The organism is Streptomyces sp. NPDC024017 (assembly GCF_040638895.1).
Lineage (GTDB): Bacteria > Actinomycetota > Actinomycetes > Streptomycetales > Streptomycetaceae > Streptomyces.
Genome location: NZ_JBEZYZ010000001.1, coordinates 571,639 through 587,286, shown reverse-complemented (window position 1 = coordinate 587,286; position 15,648 = coordinate 571,639). Strand labels below are relative to the sequence as shown.

The following is a 15,648-nucleotide window of genomic DNA, read 5'->3' as shown; positions in this document are numbered from 1 at the left end:
GATCAGACGAGGGCGGGGGCGATGACGTGCTGGTTTGCGGGCCGGGGGAGGCCGTAGCGCTCCCGCAGGGTCCGGCGGCGGTCGCCGTACTCGGTGCGGAGCAGGCCGCGGGCGCGCAGGATCGGGACGACGTGGTCGACGAAGGTCTCCAGGCCGGACGGCAGCACCGCGGGCATGATGTTGAAGCCGTCCGCGGCGCCCGAGCCGAACCAGAGCTCGATCGTGTCGGCGACCTGCTCGGGCGTCCCCGCGAAGGTGAGGTGCCCACGCCCGCCGCCGAGCCGTCCGATCAGCTGCCGCACGGTGAGCCGCTCGCGCCGGGCCAGCTCCACGACGAGCGTGTAGCGGCTCTTGGCTCCCTCGACGGCGCTCTCGGGTGGTAGATCGGCGGGCAGCGGGCCGTCCAGCTCCAGGGCGCCGGGGGCCAGTTGCAGCAGCCGCTCCAGGTGGTTCACGCCGTGCGCGTGCACGATGTGGTCCTCCAGGACCCGCTCGTTCGCCCGCGCCTCGGCTTCCGTCGAGCCGATCACCGGGACGATGCCCGGCAGCACCTTGATGTGGTCGGCGTCCCGGCCGGCCGCGACCGTCCGGGACTTGAGGTCGGCGTAGAAGGCCCGCGCGTCCTCGATGGTCTGCTGGGCGGTGAACACCGCCTCCGCGTACCGCGCCGCGAACCGCTTGCCGTCCTCGGAGGAGCCGGCCTGCACGAGCAGCGGGTAACCCTGGGGCGTACGCGGCACGTTGAGCGCACCCTCGACGCTGAAGTACCGGCCCTTGTGCCGGGGCGGGTGGATCTTCGCGTCGTCGCCCCACACACCCGCCGCCTTGTCGGCGACGATCGCGTCGTCCTCCCAGCTGTCCCACAGCTTCAGCGCCACATCGAGGAACTCGGCCGCCCGCGCGTACCGCTCGGCGTGCGCCGGCTCGGCGTCCAGACCGAAGTTCCGGGCGGCCTCGGCGCCGGCGGTCGTGACGATGTTCCAGCCCGCCCGGCCACCGCTGAGATGGTCCAGCGTGGCGAACTTGCGGGCCAGGTTGTACGGCGAGTTGTACGAGGTGGAGGCCGTGGCGATCAGGCCGATGTGCTCGGTCGCGGTCGCCAGCGCGGTCAGCAGCGCGATCGGCTCCAGCGCCCCGGCGGGCCGCTGGCCCACACTGCTCCACAGCTGCGGGCCGTCGGCGAGGAACAGCGAGTCGAAGGTGCCGCGCTCGGCGATCCGGGCCAGCCGCACGTAGTGCGCCAGGTCCACATGCGCATGCGGGTCGCTCTCCGGCAGCCGCCACGACGCCTCGTGGTGGCCGGTGTTCATCAGGAACGCGTTGAGGTGCAGCTGTCTGCGGGTCATCGGTGGTCCTCCGTGACACCGAGCGCGGCCAGCAGCCGCTCCCGGTACTCGCCGAGCAGGGGGTCGCGGTACGACCGCGGGTGCGCGCGGTCGATGGTGAGGTCGAGGCCGATCCGGCCCTTGTCGAGGACGAGCACCCGGTCGGCGAGCACGATCGCCTCGTCGACGTCGTGGGTGACCAGCAGCACCGAGGGCCGGTGGCGCTCCCACAGCTCCCTGAGCAGGCCGTGCATCCGGATCCGGGTGAGTGCGTCCAGCGCCCCGAACGGCTCGTCGGCCAGCAGCAGTTCCGGCTCGCGGACCAGGGACCGGGCCAGGGCGGCGCGCTGGGCCTCCCCGCCGGACAACTCGCCCGGCCAGGCCCGCTCGCGGCCTTCCAGACCCACCTCCGCGAGAGCCTCACGGCCGCGGCGCTCGGCGTCCTTGCCGTCCAGGCCGAGCAGGACGTTGGGGAGCACCCGCCGCCAGGGCAGCAGCCGGGAGTCCTGGAAGACCACCGACACCCGCTCCGGGGCGGTGAGTTGTCCGCTGCCGGCGACGCCGTGGTCGAGCCCGGCGATCGCCCGCAGCAGCGTGCTCTTGCCGGAGCCGCTGTGCCCGAGCAGGGCCGTGAGCTGCCCGGCGGGCAGATCGAGGTCGATGCCGTCGAGGACCGTGCGTCCCTCGAACGACCGTGTCAGGCCGCGCAGTTGGACGGCGGGCCGGGTCAGCTGCTCAGTGTGCGGCGCCATGACAGCACCCTCCGTTCGACGATGCGGACCGCGCTGTCGGAGATGAGGCCGAAGATGCCGTAGACGACCAGGCCGACGAGGATGACGTCCGTCTGGCCGTAGTTCTGCGCCTGGAACATCATGTAGCCGAGGCCGCTGGTGGCGTTGATCTGCTCCAGCACCACCAGGCCCAGCCAGGACCCGGTCACGCCGAGCCGCAGCCCGACGAAGAAGCCGGGCAGGGCACCGGGGATGACGACCTGCCGGATGAACTGGAGCTTCGACAGGTCTTGCACCTCGGCGAGTTCGACGAAGCGGCTGTCGATGCCGGACAGCGCGGCGTGGGTGTTGAGGTAGATCGGGATGTAGACGACGATCGCGATGATGGCGATCTTGAAGGTCTCGCCGATGCCCAGCCAAAGGATGAACAGCGGGATCAGGCCCAGGGTGGGGATCGCCCGGTTGAGGTTGACCGTCCCGTCGATCAGGGCCTCGCCGGTCCGGGTCAGCCCGGACGCCAGGGCGAGCAGGATTCCCACGACCAGACCGATGGAGAAGCCGGTGGCCGCGCGCTGCAGCGACGTCAGGATGTCGTCCGGGAGCGTCCCCGCGGTCCACAGCCGGCTGCCCGTCTCCAGCACCGTCCAGGGGGCCGGGATCGCGCCGGTGTCGAGCAGCCCGGCGGCGGAGGCGACGCTCCACAGCGCGAGGACGGCGGCCGGCCCGACCAGCCGGGTGGCGGGCAGCCGCTTGCCGGGAGCCAGCCGTCGGCGCCGGCGCACCTGTCGCGTCTCCTCCTCGGTGAGGGCGGCGAGCGGTGCGGTGGTGTCCGTTGCCGTCGTGTGTGTCGTCGTGTGCGTCGTCGTGGTCACGGCGGTCACCTCCGGTACTCCGCGGGCACGGCCTTCGCCGCCAGGGACTCGAATCGGTGGTCGAAGAGGTCGGAGACGTCGAACTTCTTCACGAAGCCGCCCTCCGCGAGCAGATCCGCGGTCTCCTGCTCCCAGGTGATCGCCTCGTCCCAGCGGGGCGGGAACAGCGGCTTGTTGCCCAGCGCGGTGACCGCCTTCGCCTGGGCGAGGGTCAGGTTCTGCGTCCCGACGTAGAACTGCTCGTTCCACTCGTCGGGGTGCTCGTAGGTCCACACCTGGCTCTTCGCCCAGTACGGGACGTACGCGGCGACCGCGGCGGCCTTCGCCCGGTCGTTCAGCACCGAGACCGGCGCCCACAGCAGGTTCAGCAGGTCCACCACGTCCGTGGTGATGGTGCGGGCGGACTTGTACTGCGTCAGATACGCGGGCGCCTGGGTGTTGGCGAGCGGGGCGATGTCGACCTGCCCGGACTGCAGGGCGGTGAGGAACTGGTTGCTGGTCAGCGGCACCAGCTCCACGTCGTCGTACTTCAGCCCCGCCTTCTTCAGCGCCCGCAGCAGGACGACGCCCTGCGCCTGGCCCTGGGAGAAGGCGAGCCGCCTGCCCTTGAAGTCGGCGACCGATCGGATGTCGCCGCCGGGCTTGGTGGCGAAGAGGTAGTTGGGCTTGCGGGTGATGTTGATCGCGACGATCTTCGCGTCGAAGCCCTGGTAGTGCGCCTGGATCGGCGGAATCCCGGCGTTGTTGGCGACGTCCAGGGACTTCGCGCGGAAGGCGTTGATGACGTCGGGGCCCGCGCCGATGTTCAGCCAGTTGGACACCTTGAACGGCAGATCGCGGAACCCGGCCAGCTTGAACTGGAGTTGCTGCGCGTTCTGGTACGAGGAGATCTTCAGGCTCGTCCCCGCGGGGACCTTGGAGGCCAGGGGAGCGTCGGAGACCGTCTCGTCGGCCGCGGCGCTGCTGTCCGCGCAGCCGCTCAGTCCGGCCGCCGCGGCCGTCACGCCGAGCAGTGAGGTCAGGAACAGGCGCCGGTCGAAGCCGGAAACGGGGGGCGAGGACATGGGAGGCTCCCTGGGTATGGAAGACGGCACAGCGAGCGGAATTCCGGGCAGGAAAAGGCCTGGCAAGGGAATTCACGCGAATGTCACAAAGGAAGGAGAAGGCGCTCCCGTGAAGGGGCGCCAACGGCGCGTCAACGGGTCAGCAACAGAAGGTGCGACAGCTCGTGAGCGGGCTCATGAACAGGATGTTCCTGGTCAGCGGCCCGGCCTGTCAACATTCCGAGTTTCTGAATTAAATAGCCTCAGGTGACGCGGCCAGCGGATCCCGATAGAGGACATCGAGCGCCACCGCACCCCCCGCGACGGCCAGGACGGAATCCGGGAAACTGATCGGCGAGACGGTCGCGGCGCGATCCGCTCCGACCTCTTCCCGCAGCGCGGTCAGACAGTCCTCCCGGTGCATGGCCCCGATCTCCGTCACGACCACCTGCTCGGGATTGAGCACATCGAGCAGCAGCCCCACCGCACGCCCCACCCGCCGCGAGCGCTCCCGCAGCAGCCCCACGGCCACCGGGTCACCGGCCGCCGCGGCGCCGACCACACGCATCGGGTTCACCCCGTCGACGACCCCCGCCTCGCGGGCCCGCCGGCACAGGGTCCGCTCGCTCAACTCGACCTGGAGGCAGCCCGTCCGGCCGCACGCGCACGGCTCCGTGCCGCCCGGGACCGGCAGATGGGCGATCGCCCCCGCCTGGGAGCGCGGCCCGTGGTGCACCTCGTCGCGGGTCGCGAACGCCGCGTCGACCACATTGCCCGCGAACAGGTGCAGCACACTGCCGCTGCCCCGCGCCCGCCCGAACAGCCGCTCCGCGTTCACCAAAGCCCGCGCGTGCCCGTCCACATGGACCGGCAGCCCGGTGCGCGCCCCGAGCACCTCCCGCACCGGCACCTCGCGCCAGCCCAGCAGCGGATGCTCCACGACGGTGCCCGAGTCCCGGTCCACCCAGCCGCCCGCCGCGAACCCGACCCCCAGGGCTGTGCTGCCGGGAGCCCCGGCGAGCAGCGCCGCCAGAGCCTCGGCGGCCCGGGCCAGCACCTGCGCGGGCTCGGCCCGTTCGTGCTTCACCTCGCTGCGGGCCACCACCCGCCCGCGCAGGTCCAGCAGCGCGACCGTGGTGTACGGCACCGCCACATGCACCCCGCCCACCACGAACCGGGAGTCGTCCAGGTCGACCGGCAGATGCGGCCGCCCCACGCCCTTGGAGCGCCGCAGTACGGCGGACTCGCGGATGAGCCCCAACTCGGCGAAGCGGGAGCAGTAGTCGGTCACCGACGCCGGCGACAGGCCGGTCAGCCGGGCGATGGTGCTGCGTGCGACCGGCCCGTGCTCCAGCACGGACCGCAGGACGACGCTCGCGCTGGTGCGGCGCCGGTCGCTGTCGGCGACACGGGGGATGGGGGACGTCAGAAGGGGAGCCGCGGTACGGGGCATGGGAATCTTCCTGGAGGCCGGTCCGACACTGCGCCGTCTCGATCGGCGGGCCGGATCCCTCCGCCCCGCCTCACAGAGGGCGGCGACAGGTGGCCGTGCCCTGGCGTCGCAGGTCGACATAGCGACGCGACGAGAAGTACCGGGCCTGGGCAACCATGTTCGCGACGCTAGCAAAACGGCCCGGGGCTGCCCAGACGGCGACCGACGGGCGAGACGGCGGACTCGGTGCCTTTGGCGGAAACCTACAGACGCCTCGATTCCCGCTTCCGTGTCGCATGGCACCCCATCACCGTGACCGGCATCACGCCGTACTCGCTGTAACCCGCACCCTTTGTTCGAAGCCGACCAAACGCCGGTCCACGCCTTTGTCGAGCGCTGACGGTGATCGGGGCGAGGGCGCTGGGATAGCGTCACGGTGTCCCGACCGGCCCTCACTCCCGCGGAGTCCCCATGAGCACCGCTGCCGCCACACCCGCCCGCACCGGACAGGTCCTCGCCGACCTGCTCCCCGCCTCCCGAGTCCGGGACGCGGCCCTCGTGCTCGGCGGCGCCGCGCTCACCGGCCTCGCCGCCCAGCTCTCCGTGCCCGTGCCGGGCTCCCCGGTGCCGGTGACCGGCCAGACCTTCGCCGCGCTACTCGTCGGCACGTCCCTCGGCGCCGGCCGCGGCTTCCTCGCGCTCGCGCTGTACGCCGTGGCGGGCATCGCCGGTGTGCCGTGGTTCGCCGGCGCCTCCTCCGGCGTCGCCCCCTCCTTCGGCTACATCCTCGGCATGATCCTCGCCTCCACCGTCGTCGGCGCCCTGGCCCGCCGCGGCGCCGACCGCTCGATGCTGCGCATGGCCGGCACGATGCTGGTGGGCGAGGCCATCATCTACGCCATCGGCGTGCCCTACCTGGCCCTCGCCACCGGCATGTCCGCCACCGCCGCGATCGCGGCCGGCCTCACGCCGTTCCTCATCGGCGACGCGGTGAAGGCCGCGCTGGCGATGGGCGCCCTGCCGACGGCTTGGAAGTTCGCGAACAAGCGCTGACACCGCAGGCGTTGCCGAGAGGCCCGCCGGGGGCACGACCCCCCGGCGGGCCTCTCGTCGTACGCGCGGCGCAACAGGGGGCCGGTTCAGCCCCCCTGAGCCTCCGGCCGCCGTCGCTGCGACCACCACATTCCGGCCACGCCCGCCGCGAGCAGCGAGGCACCGGCCGCGCCCAGCGGCAGCAGGTCACGGGCCGGACCGGTCTTCGGCAGCTCCTTGCCGCCCGGGCCCGCCGGCTCGTTGTCCGTGCCGAGCAGCAGGGGAGTGGCCGGGGCGTCCGGCGACGGGTTGCTCGTGCCGAACGGGACCGGGCCCTGCTGCCAGAAGGTCTTCTTCCCGTCGCTCGTCTGCACCGGCAGACAGATCTTCCCGGTCTTGCCGAGGTCGAACGTGGCGTCGACGGCGTACGACTTCGACTTACCGGGCGCGAGATTGTCGATCGGGCATGCGAATCCGCTGTTCGAACCCTCCGGAAGTCCGTTCTCGGGTATCGCCGAACATCCCTCGACGCCCTTGACGACAAGCCCGTCGAAACCGACGACCAACAGCCTGATCTTCCCGCTGTCCTTGCTCCCCTCGTTCTTCACCGTGGCGGTAATCGCCGTCTTTTCCGAACCGTTGTCGACCGAGATTTTCCCGGGCAGCAGCGTGGTGAGCTTCACGCCCGCCGGCGCCTCGTCAACCGCCTTTCCCCCCTTGCTGCTTGCGGGTCCTTCATCCTCTGCGCCGGCCGTGCCGGAAAGGATCATCACCGCCGAGAAAGATGCCATGACCAGCGATCCCGCGACCGCCGTCGTACGACGAGAACTCATGTTCGTCCCCCCTTGCGTCCCCCTGGGCTGCGCCTGAATTCGCAGCACTGAAAGAGGTACCACAAGATTTCGCGGCACTATCCTGGTACGGCGCGAAGTGTGACCGTTGTGTTTCACTGGAGTCGGTCGCGGCGTCGTGGAGGGGGTGCAGCGAATTGCCGGGGAATGTGAACAGCGGCGGTGTTCCAGGGATATTGGTGACGGGACGCTATCGGTTGGTCGAAAGTATCGGCCAGGGGGGAATGGGGCGGGTGTGGCGAGCCGCCGACGAAATACTCGACCGGCCGGTCGCCGTCAAGGAAATGCGGATCGACGGTCTCGACGCGGAGGACAGCAGGACCCGCCGCGAACGCACCCTGCGCGAGGCCAGGGCCACGGCCCGGATCGACCACCCCAACGTCGTCCGGGTCTACGACGTGGTCGACGAGGGCGAACGCCTGTGGATCGTCATGGAGTTGGTGGCGGGCCGCTCCCTGGAACGGATCCTTGCGGAGACGGGCCTGCTGAGCCCCGGCGAGACGGCCCGCATCGGACTCGGTCTGGTCGCTGCGCTGCGGCAGGTCCATGAACGGGGCGTACTGCACCGCGACATCAAGCCCGGAAACGTGCTCGTGGAGCACGGGGACGGGGTGGCCGGATCCGGACGCGGCAACGGTTCCGGCCCCGGGCGGCGAGTCGTCCTCACGGACTTCGGTATCGCCGCGATCCAGGACGCCAAGGCGCTCACGATGGTCGGCATGCTGGTCGGCTCGCCCGACTACATGGCCCCCGAGCGCATCTCCGGCCGCCCCCAGGGCCCGCCGTCCGACATCTGGTCCCTCGGCGCGACCCTGTGCGCGGCCCTGGGCGGCCGCTCCCCGTTCTCCCGCGGCACCACGCTGGCGACACTGCACGCGGTCCTGTACGAGGAGCCGGAACTCCCCGCCGCGTCGGGCCCGTTGCGGGACATCCTGACGTCCCTGCTGGCCAAGGAGCCGTCGGCTCGCCCGGACCTGGAGGCGCTGGAAACGGCGCTGCGACCGGTGGCGTTCCCGGCCCCGACACCGACGGTCGCGGTGGGGCTGCGGGACGCGGAACCGGAGCGAGCACGGGAGCCGGAGCCCGAGCCCGAGCCCGAGCCGCAGTCTGTGTCGGCCCCCGCGCCCGCCCCGGCCCCGGAGACCCTTGGAGGGCAACGACCAGCCCCAAAGGGGCAGTCACCGACACCTCTCCCCACCCCCGCCCCGCACCACCACCCCACACCCACACCCACGGAAGCCGCCGCGAAGGCCCAGCCGGTGGCGGCCCGTACCGAAAGCCGAGCCGGCGGCACCACCCACCGCCCGAGCCCCGTCTCCCTCACCCGCGCACAAGCGGAGACCGAGCGCCGCCCCCACCCCGCACCCGTGCCGATGCCGCCGGGCGAACTCCCCGGCCCCGCCGTCCCGGCGACACCTCGACCCCGCCCCCGTTCCCGTACGGGCGCAGGCCGTCGCCGTAACGTGCTCACCGCCGCGGCGGCCACCCTCGCCACCGCCGGCACCGTCGTGGGAATCCTCCTGGCGACGTCATCGGGCTCGGGCGGTGACGACACCCCCCGCGCCGGATCCTCGGCGTCCGCGCCGGCCACCACCGGCGGCGCCACCCCCTCGCCCACCGTCGAGGGCACCACCAGGCCGCAGACCCTGCCGCCCGGCACGCACCGGGAGGCCGGCGGGTTCGCCTGGGCGACGCCCGACGGCTGGCGGAGGGACGTCAAGACGGGCGCGGAAGTGCACTACACCTCCCCGGACGGAGCCCAGGAGCTGGTCGGCAAGTCCTCTCTGGCCCGCGGTGACCTGCTGGAGACCTGGCAGACCTCGGAGCGCAACGCCCACCAGGGCCAGGACTACCGCAAGATCCGCCTGGAGGAGACGACGTTCCGCGGCCATCCGGCGGTGGTCTGGGAGTACACGTTCACGCTGAAGGGCGTGCACTGGCACGCCCGCCTGCTCGGCTTCAACGTGACCGGCAAGTCGTACCAGGTCAACACGTGGTACCAGGCCGGGATCGGGCAGGAGGCACTCGCCATCTACGAGAAGGTCAAGGACAGTTTCACGGTGCTGTAGGCAGACGAAAGGGGCCTGCGGCGCGTGCGGCAGCACGCACCACAGGCCCCCGTTCACGACGAACGGCGAGCGGCCGGAGGATCAGCCGGCCGACACCTCGTTGCGCTCCTCACCCTGAGCCTGCGGGACAACGGCGGCCGGCCGGCCCCCACGCACGCCCTTCTTCACGAAGGCGATGACGAGCACCACCGCCGCGACGAGCAGCGACAGCAGGATGGTCTGGCGCCCGTCGTGCTCGGTGTCGGTGAGCATGTAGCCGAGGATGAACACGATCAGCGCGGCAGTCGCCCAGGTCAGATACGGGTACAGCCACATCTTCACCACGAGCTTCTCGGGCGCCTCGGCCTTGATGATCTTCCGCATGCGCAGCTGGGAGAAGCAGATCACCAGCCACACGAACAGGGCGACCGCGCCACTGGAGTTCACCAGGAACAGGAAGACGGAGTCCGGGAACTTGTAGTTGAAGAACACCGCGACGAAGCCGAAGGCGACGGAGGCGAGGATCGCCGTGCGCGGCACGCCGTTGGAGGTCGTGCGGGCGAAGGCCTTCGGCGCGTCGCCGCGCCGACCGAGGGAGAAGGCCATGCGGGAGGCGGTGTAGAGGCCGGAGTTGAGACAGGACAGCACCGAGGTCAGCACGATGAAGTTCATGATCTGACCGGCGTGCGCGATGCCGAGGGAGTCGAGCGCGGCGACGTAGGAGCCGTCCTTGGTGATGGCCTTGCTGTCCCACGGAAGCAGGCACACGACGACGGCGATCGAGCCGAGGTAGAAGACGGCGACACGCCAGATGATGCTGTTGGTGGCCTTGGTGACGGCCTGCTGCGGGTTCTCGGACTCACCGGCGGCCAGGGTGGCGATCTCGCTGCCCATGAAGGAGAAGACGACGAGCAGCACACCGGTGAGGATGGCGCCGGCCCCGTTGGGCAGGAAGCCGCCGTGCTCGGTGAGGTTGCTCAGCCCGGCCTGCTCACTGTCCACGCCGGGCAGCAGCCCGAAGACGGCCAGCCCGCCGATGACGATGAACGCGGCGATGGCGACGACCTTGATGCCCGCGAACCAGAACTCGAACTCGCCGTAGGAGCCCACGGAGACCAGGTTGGTGGCGGTCAGCACCACCATCACGATCAGGGCCCAGCCCCACTGGGGCACGGCCGGTATCCACCCCTCCAGGATCACGGCGCCGGCGGTCGCCTCGACCGCCAGCACGACGACCCAGAAGAACCAGTACAGCCAGCCGATGGAGAAACCCGCCCAGGACCCGAGCGCCCGGTCGGCGTGTGCGGAGAAGGAACCCGAGGTCGGGTTGGCGGCCGACATCTCACCGAGCATCCGCATCACCAGCACCACGAGCGTGCCGACGAGGGCGTACGACAGCAGGATGCCGGGTCCGGCGGTGGCGATACCGGAGCTGGACCCCACGAAGAGTCCGGCACCGATGACACCGCCGATGGCGATCATCGAAAGATGCCGGTTCTTGAGCCCGGCCTGCAGCCCGGAGCCCTCGGCTCCGGGTTCTCCGGGCCCTCCGGGGTCGTTTCCGGTCTTGTTCAGAGTCGGCTGCGAGGTCATGGAACGGATTTCCTTTGCGCCGGGGAGCTGTACTTCCGTACGAACCGCACAAGCCGCACGAACAAGGGTGTGTCGCGGCAGGACGGTGCACGGGGGCTCGCACGAGCGGTGTACGAGCTGGACCAGTGAATCGGAGGCGAACGAATAGGAGAACCTTTGAATCCAGATTGTTACTTGAGGTTTTCCTGAGGTTCAGTAATGTGGCTCACATGCGCCTCGGGTTTTCCTGAGCGCCACCCCGCGCGCCTTCCCCGAAACACCCGTGTCACACTCGTCCCATGCGCGTGTACCTCGGCTCGGACCATGCGGGCTACGAACTCAAGAACCACCTCGTCGAGTGGCTGAAGGAGGCGGGTCACGAACCCGTCGACTGCGGCCCGCACATCTACGACGCCCAGGACGACTACCCGCCCTTCTGCCTCCGCGCAGCGGAGCGCACGGCCGCGGACCCCGACGCCCTCGGAGTCGTCATCGGCGGCTCGGGCAACGGCGAGCAGATCGCGGCGAACAAGGTCAAGGGCGTCCGCGCCGCCCTCGCCTGGAGCGAGGAGACGGCGTCCCTGGGCCGTCAGCACAACAACGCGAACGTCGTCGCGGTGGGCGCGCGCATGCACTCGCAGGACGAGGCGACGAAGTTCGTGGAGACCTTCCTCGGTACGCCGTTCTCCGGTGACGAACGTCACATCCGCCGGATCGACATGCTGTCCGCCTACGAAACGACCGGCGACCTGCCCCCGATCCCGCCGCACCACCCGCAGCAGTAACCCGGCCTGCCGGTCGGGCTGACCGGGAGGACCCGCGCCCGATCCCCCCGTAGGGCGGGCGTCCCCTTCGGCCGCAGGGCTCGGTTCCCGAGCTCTGCGCGCGGGCCGCCGGATCGCGGGCCCGGTGCGGGGACCGCCCCGGAGCGGGCGCCACGCGGAGCCCGCCGCCCGCACCCGCCCGGGGTCTTCCGTGTCCGAGCCCCATGCGGGTCCGCCACCGGCACCTGGCGCGGAAGCCGCGCCGGACCCTCACGCACGTACCCGGCACTGGTCCAGCCCCGAATCCAAGCGGGTCCGGCTGAGGCGCGGGATACGGCATCCGACCCGGAGCCCGGAGCCGGAGCCCGGGGCCGGAGCCCGGGGCCCGGGGCCCGGGCCCGCACGGAGTGCCGGGGCGTAGCCCCGCGAGGGGTGCAGGGGACGGAGTCCCCGCCGGGAGTTCGGGGCGGAGCCCCGGGGCATGTCGGCCTCAACCTCTTGACGAACCGAGTCGGGTGGGTGGGCGAAGGCAACGATCACAGGGAGAACCCGTGCCGGAAGGCCACACCATCCACCGCCTCGCCCAGGACTACGCCGCCGCCTTCCTCGGCACAGAACCCCGCACCACCAGCCCCCAGGGCAAATTCACAGCCGCCGCCGACCTCCTCACCGGCACGGAACTCACCCGCACGGAAGCGCACGGCAAGCACCTCTTCCTCGGCTTCCGCGACACCGACTGGATCCACATCCACCTCGGCCTCTTCGGCAAGGTCACCTTCGGCCCGGCCCCCGAACCGCCCCCCACCGACACCGTCCGCCTCCGCGTGGCGAACGACACCACCTACGTGGACCTGCGGGGCCCCACCACCTGCGCCCTCATCACACCCCCGGAGAAGCAGGCGATACACGACCGCCTGGGCCCCGACCCGCTCCGTGACGACGCCGACCCGGACACCGCGTACCGCCGCATCACCCGCAGCCGTACGACGATCGCCGCGCTCCTCATGGACCAGAAGGTCATCGCCGGGGTCGGGAACGTCTACCGCGCGGAGGTCCTCTTCCGGCACCGCATCGACCCGTACCGCGCCGGCAAGGACATCACCCCCGCCGAGTGGCACGCGATCTGGACCGACCTCGTCGACCTCATGCACGAGGGCGTCCGCAACAACCGGATCGACACCGTACGCCCGGAGCACACGCCGGAGGCGATGGGCCGCCCGCCCCGCGTGGACGACCACGGCGGCGAGGTGTACGTCTACCGCAGGGCCAACCTGCCCTGCCACATCTGTGGCGGCGAGATCCGCACCGCCGATCTCGCCGCCCGCAACCTCTTCTGGTGCCCGGGCTGCCAACGCCCCTGAAGCCGTCCGGGCGTCAGAACCCGTACGGCAACCACGGCGGCACACTCACCCCGAACCCGAGGGACGCCTCCGCCAACGCCCCGGGCCGAACCTCCCGCACCCGTCCCGCCGCCGCCAGCGAGGCCAGCGACACACCCCCGAGATAGGCCGCGCCCAACTCCCTCACCGACAGGGCGACATCAGCCGCATCCGTCGTGCGCTCGCAGGACGCCCCCTTCGCGTCCCCGCTCAACCGCCAACGCCCCGCGTTCCAGGGGCAGAAGGCGTCCTCCACCTCGAACACCACATCCACCGGCGCCTGATACGTCCGCGCCTCCAGCGCGGCCCCCACCTCCACCGGCCGCACGTACAGCGAGTCCCGCAACCGCGGCTGGCACCGCCGCTGATCGGACACCAGGTACTGCCACGCGTCGTCCACCGGACGCCTCCGCACGGTCACCTTCGCCGTCAGGTCGATCCCGAACAGGAACCGCCACAACGCCGCGTCCGCCGCGGGGTCCAGCGCCGCCAAGTCCTCGACGAGCACGTTGCCGTTGGGCCCGGACGGCTCCCAATCGGGCTTGACGCGGTACCGCGCGTACCCGACCGTCTCCCCGCCCCGCTCGGCGAGCACGCACTGCAGGGGCGACGCCCCCTCTCGCTCGCTCTCCGGATCGAGCGTCCCGAGCCGCTCCCAGCCCGGCTGCCGGGCCAGCATCCCGGGCCGCGCCGGAACCAGCCGGGCGTACACCGCTTCGCACACGTCGAGCACGTCGGCGGGCACCGCGTACCGCACCCGTACGTCATCCGTACCGTCCGGCACCGACAGCCGTACCCGGGCCGTGTCGATCTCGGCGTTCAACGAGAGGGTCGCGTTGCCGTATCCGAACCGCCCGTAGATCGCCGGCTCGGACGCGGTGAGCACGGCCAGCGGCTCACCCCACGCACGCACATCGTCCAGTTGCCGCCGCATCATCGACGTCAGCAGGCCGCGCCGACGGTGCGTGGCGGCCACGCTGACCATCGTGACGCCCGCGACCGGCAGTGACGCGCCGCCGGGCACGGTCAGCCGGAAGCTGAACGCCCCGGCCGTCCCCACGCACTCGTCCCCGTCCCAGACACCGAGTGAACGGTCGAACTCGGTCAGCGAGTTCCACAACTCCCGCTCCGCAGCGGACTCCGGCACCCCTCCGAAGCCCCGGACCAGGGTGTCGTACCACTTGTCCCAATCGTCCTTCCGAAGGACCCGCAGGCCGGGCGAAAGGGCGTTCGCGTCAGTTGCCATGGGCCATGCCTACCAGGGCAATGCGGGACGAGCGAGGGAATTTCTCCCGGGTTGCGGCAGGGCGTCGCGCTGTGAAGTTCACTGTGAAGTCGGCCCTCGGACGGGGGACAAGTGGGACCTCCCGTGCCAAGCGGCTGGTCCGATGGATAGGGTCCCGAACTAATGGCATCAGGACGAGAGCGGCGCGCGGAAGCCGAGACGTTCACGGCCCGGTTGAAGAAGCAGTGGCACCGGGTCCGCGTCGGCGTGCGCCGAGCCGCCGTGGACTACTTCCGCGGCAACGGCTCGGACTGGATCGCCCTGGCCGGTCTGCTCCTGATGGTTCCCCTGATCGCGGCGGCGACGCTGGCGAACTCGGTGTGGTTCTCACCGGCCGCGCTGGTGCTGCCCGTCGTCGTGGGCGGTCTGCTGCTGCGCCCGGCGAGCCTGCTCGGCCTGTACGCGGCGGCGGCCACGGCCCTGATCGTGGAGTCGGTGCAGCTCGGCCCGTACACGGAGGGCCCGTCGAGGGTCACCCCGGGTGTCGTGCTCGTGGTCGCGGCCTGCGGCTTCTTCGGGCTGCTCCTGGCCCAGTTCCGCAGCCGGGTCGGTGTGCCCTGGCGGCGCGGCGGCACCATGCTCTTCGACCTGCGTGAACGCATCCGGGTGCAGAGCAAGCTGCCCGACCTGCCGGACGGCTGGCACCGGGAGATGGCCCTGCGCCCGGCGGGCGGCCAGTCCTTCTCGGGCGACTTCGTGGTGGCGGCGCGCACCAACGGCGGCCGTACGCTCGAAGTCGTCCTCACCGACGTCTCCGGCAAGGGCATGGACGCGGGCTCCCGCGCCCTGCTGCTGTCCGGCGCGTTCGGCGGCCTGCTCGGCTCCCTCCCGCCGCACGCCTTCCTCCCCGCCGCGAACGGCTACCTGCTGCGCCAGGACTGGGACGAGGGCTTCGCCACCTCCATCCACCTGGTCCTCGACCTGGACTCCGGCGACTACGAGCTCTACACCGCGGGGCATCCGCCGGGCCTCCAGCTCAGCGCCGGCAGCGGCCGCTGGGAGGAGAAAGCGGCCGAGGGCCCGCTGCTCGGGGTGTACGACGGCGCCCAGTTCGACCCGGTGAAGGGCTCACTGCGGCCCGGGGACGTGCTGATGCTGTTCACGGACGGCCTGGTGGAGACCGCCGACCGCGACATCGTCGAGGGCATCGACCGCCTCACCGGCGAGGCCGACCGCTATGTGGCCGGCGGCTTCCACGGTGCCGCCTGGCATCTCATCGAGGCCGTGGCCAAGGACGTCAACGACGACCGGGCCCTGCTGCTCATCTGCCGCGAGGGACCGACGGCCGCCGCGACCCGCTGAGGCGGGTGGACA

13 protein-coding genes are annotated in these 15,648 nt (G+C 71.2%); 5 read left to right on the top strand and 8 right to left on the bottom strand.

Annotation, left to right across the window (positions count from 1 at the left end):
• Positions 1 to 2 precede the first annotated feature (2 nt).
• The 5 genes from AB0G20_RS02700 to AB0G20_RS02680 all read right to left on the bottom strand — a co-directional run bounded on the left by AB0G20_RS02700 (position 3) and on the right by AB0G20_RS02680 (position 5,424).
• A complete protein-coding gene (locus AB0G20_RS02700) occupies positions 3 to 1,346 on the bottom strand; it encodes an LLM class flavin-dependent oxidoreductase (protein ID WP_361294682.1) in 1,344 nt (447 codons plus the stop codon).
• Complete coding sequence (locus AB0G20_RS02695; RefSeq protein WP_361294679.1) at positions 1,343 to 2,077, bottom strand: ABC transporter ATP-binding protein; 735 nt, start codon at positions 2,075 to 2,077, stop codon at positions 1,343 to 1,345. The genes AB0G20_RS02700 and AB0G20_RS02695 overlap by 4 nt, the downstream gene beginning before the upstream one ends.
• On the bottom strand, positions 2,053 to 2,937 hold the full coding sequence (locus tag AB0G20_RS02690) for an ABC transporter permease (protein WP_361294676.1): 885 nt from the start codon (positions 2,935 to 2,937) through the stop codon (positions 2,053 to 2,055). Before AB0G20_RS02690 ends, AB0G20_RS02695 begins: the two co-directional genes overlap by 25 nt.
• The gene (locus AB0G20_RS02685; RefSeq protein WP_361294673.1) at positions 2,934 to 3,992 is read right to left on the bottom strand and encodes an ABC transporter substrate-binding protein; all 1,059 of its coding nucleotides are present in this window, start codon (positions 3,990 to 3,992) and stop codon (positions 2,934 to 2,936) included. Before AB0G20_RS02685 ends, AB0G20_RS02690 begins: the two co-directional genes overlap by 4 nt.
• A 232-nt stretch (positions 3,993 to 4,224) precedes the next feature.
• Positions 4,225 to 5,424: an ROK family protein gene (locus tag AB0G20_RS02680; protein ID WP_361294670.1), complete on the bottom strand. Its 1,200-nt coding sequence runs from the start codon at positions 5,422 to 5,424 to the stop codon at positions 4,225 to 4,227.
• Between the two features lie 450 nt (positions 5,425 to 5,874).
• Here AB0G20_RS02680 and AB0G20_RS02675 point away from each other — a divergent pair, with 450 nt between their 5' ends.
• Entirely contained in the window at positions 5,875 to 6,456 is a 582-nt protein-coding gene (locus tag AB0G20_RS02675; protein ID WP_361294667.1) for a biotin transporter BioY, read from the top strand.
• Between the two features lie 86 nt (positions 6,457 to 6,542).
• Here the strand turns inward: AB0G20_RS02675 and AB0G20_RS02670 are convergent, their stop codons facing one another.
• Positions 6,543 to 7,268 (bottom strand): hypothetical protein, encoded by a 726-nt coding sequence (locus AB0G20_RS02670; RefSeq protein WP_361294664.1) that lies wholly within the window; start codon positions 7,266 to 7,268, stop codon positions 6,543 to 6,545.
• A 194-nt stretch (positions 7,269 to 7,462) separates the two neighbouring features.
• Here AB0G20_RS02670 and AB0G20_RS02665 point away from each other — a divergent pair, with 194 nt between their 5' ends.
• A complete protein-coding gene (locus AB0G20_RS02665) occupies positions 7,463 to 9,355 on the top strand; it encodes a serine/threonine-protein kinase (RefSeq protein WP_361294661.1) in 1,893 nt (630 codons plus the stop codon).
• Positions 9,356 to 9,436: 81 nt separating this feature from the next.
• On the opposite strand, the gene AB0G20_RS02660 is transcribed toward AB0G20_RS02665, so the two are convergent.
• Positions 9,437 to 10,927 carry an amino acid permease gene (locus AB0G20_RS02660; RefSeq protein WP_361294658.1) on the bottom strand — a complete coding sequence of 497 codons (1,491 nt, stop codon included), beginning with the start codon at positions 10,925 to 10,927 and terminating at the stop codon, positions 9,437 to 9,439.
• Between the two features lie 278 nt (positions 10,928 to 11,205).
• On the opposite strand from AB0G20_RS02660, the gene AB0G20_RS02655 reads away from it, so the two are divergent.
• Both AB0G20_RS02655 and AB0G20_RS02650 read left to right on the top strand, forming a co-directional pair.
• Positions 11,206 to 11,691 carry a ribose-5-phosphate isomerase gene (locus AB0G20_RS02655; protein ID WP_361294655.1) on the top strand — a complete coding sequence of 162 codons (486 nt, stop codon included), beginning with the start codon at positions 11,206 to 11,208 and terminating at the stop codon, positions 11,689 to 11,691.
• 530 nt (positions 11,692 to 12,221) lie between these two features.
• On the top strand, positions 12,222 to 13,031 hold the full coding sequence (locus tag AB0G20_RS02650) for a DNA-formamidopyrimidine glycosylase family protein (protein ID WP_361294652.1): 810 nt from the start codon (positions 12,222 to 12,224) through the stop codon (positions 13,029 to 13,031).
• A gap of 13 nt (positions 13,032 to 13,044) precedes the next feature.
• Here the strand turns inward: AB0G20_RS02650 and AB0G20_RS02645 are convergent, their stop codons facing one another.
• Positions 13,045 to 14,295 (bottom strand): GNAT family N-acetyltransferase, encoded by a 1,251-nt coding sequence (locus tag AB0G20_RS02645; RefSeq protein ID WP_361294649.1) that lies wholly within the window; start codon positions 14,293 to 14,295, stop codon positions 13,045 to 13,047.
• 162 nt (positions 14,296 to 14,457) lie between these two features.
• Here AB0G20_RS02645 and AB0G20_RS02640 point away from each other — a divergent pair, with 162 nt between their 5' ends.
• The gene (locus AB0G20_RS02640) at positions 14,458 to 15,636 is read left to right on the top strand and encodes a PP2C family protein-serine/threonine phosphatase (RefSeq protein ID WP_361294646.1); all 1,179 of its coding nucleotides are present in this window, start codon (positions 14,458 to 14,460) and stop codon (positions 15,634 to 15,636) included.
• Positions 15,637 to 15,648: the final 12 nt, after the last annotated feature.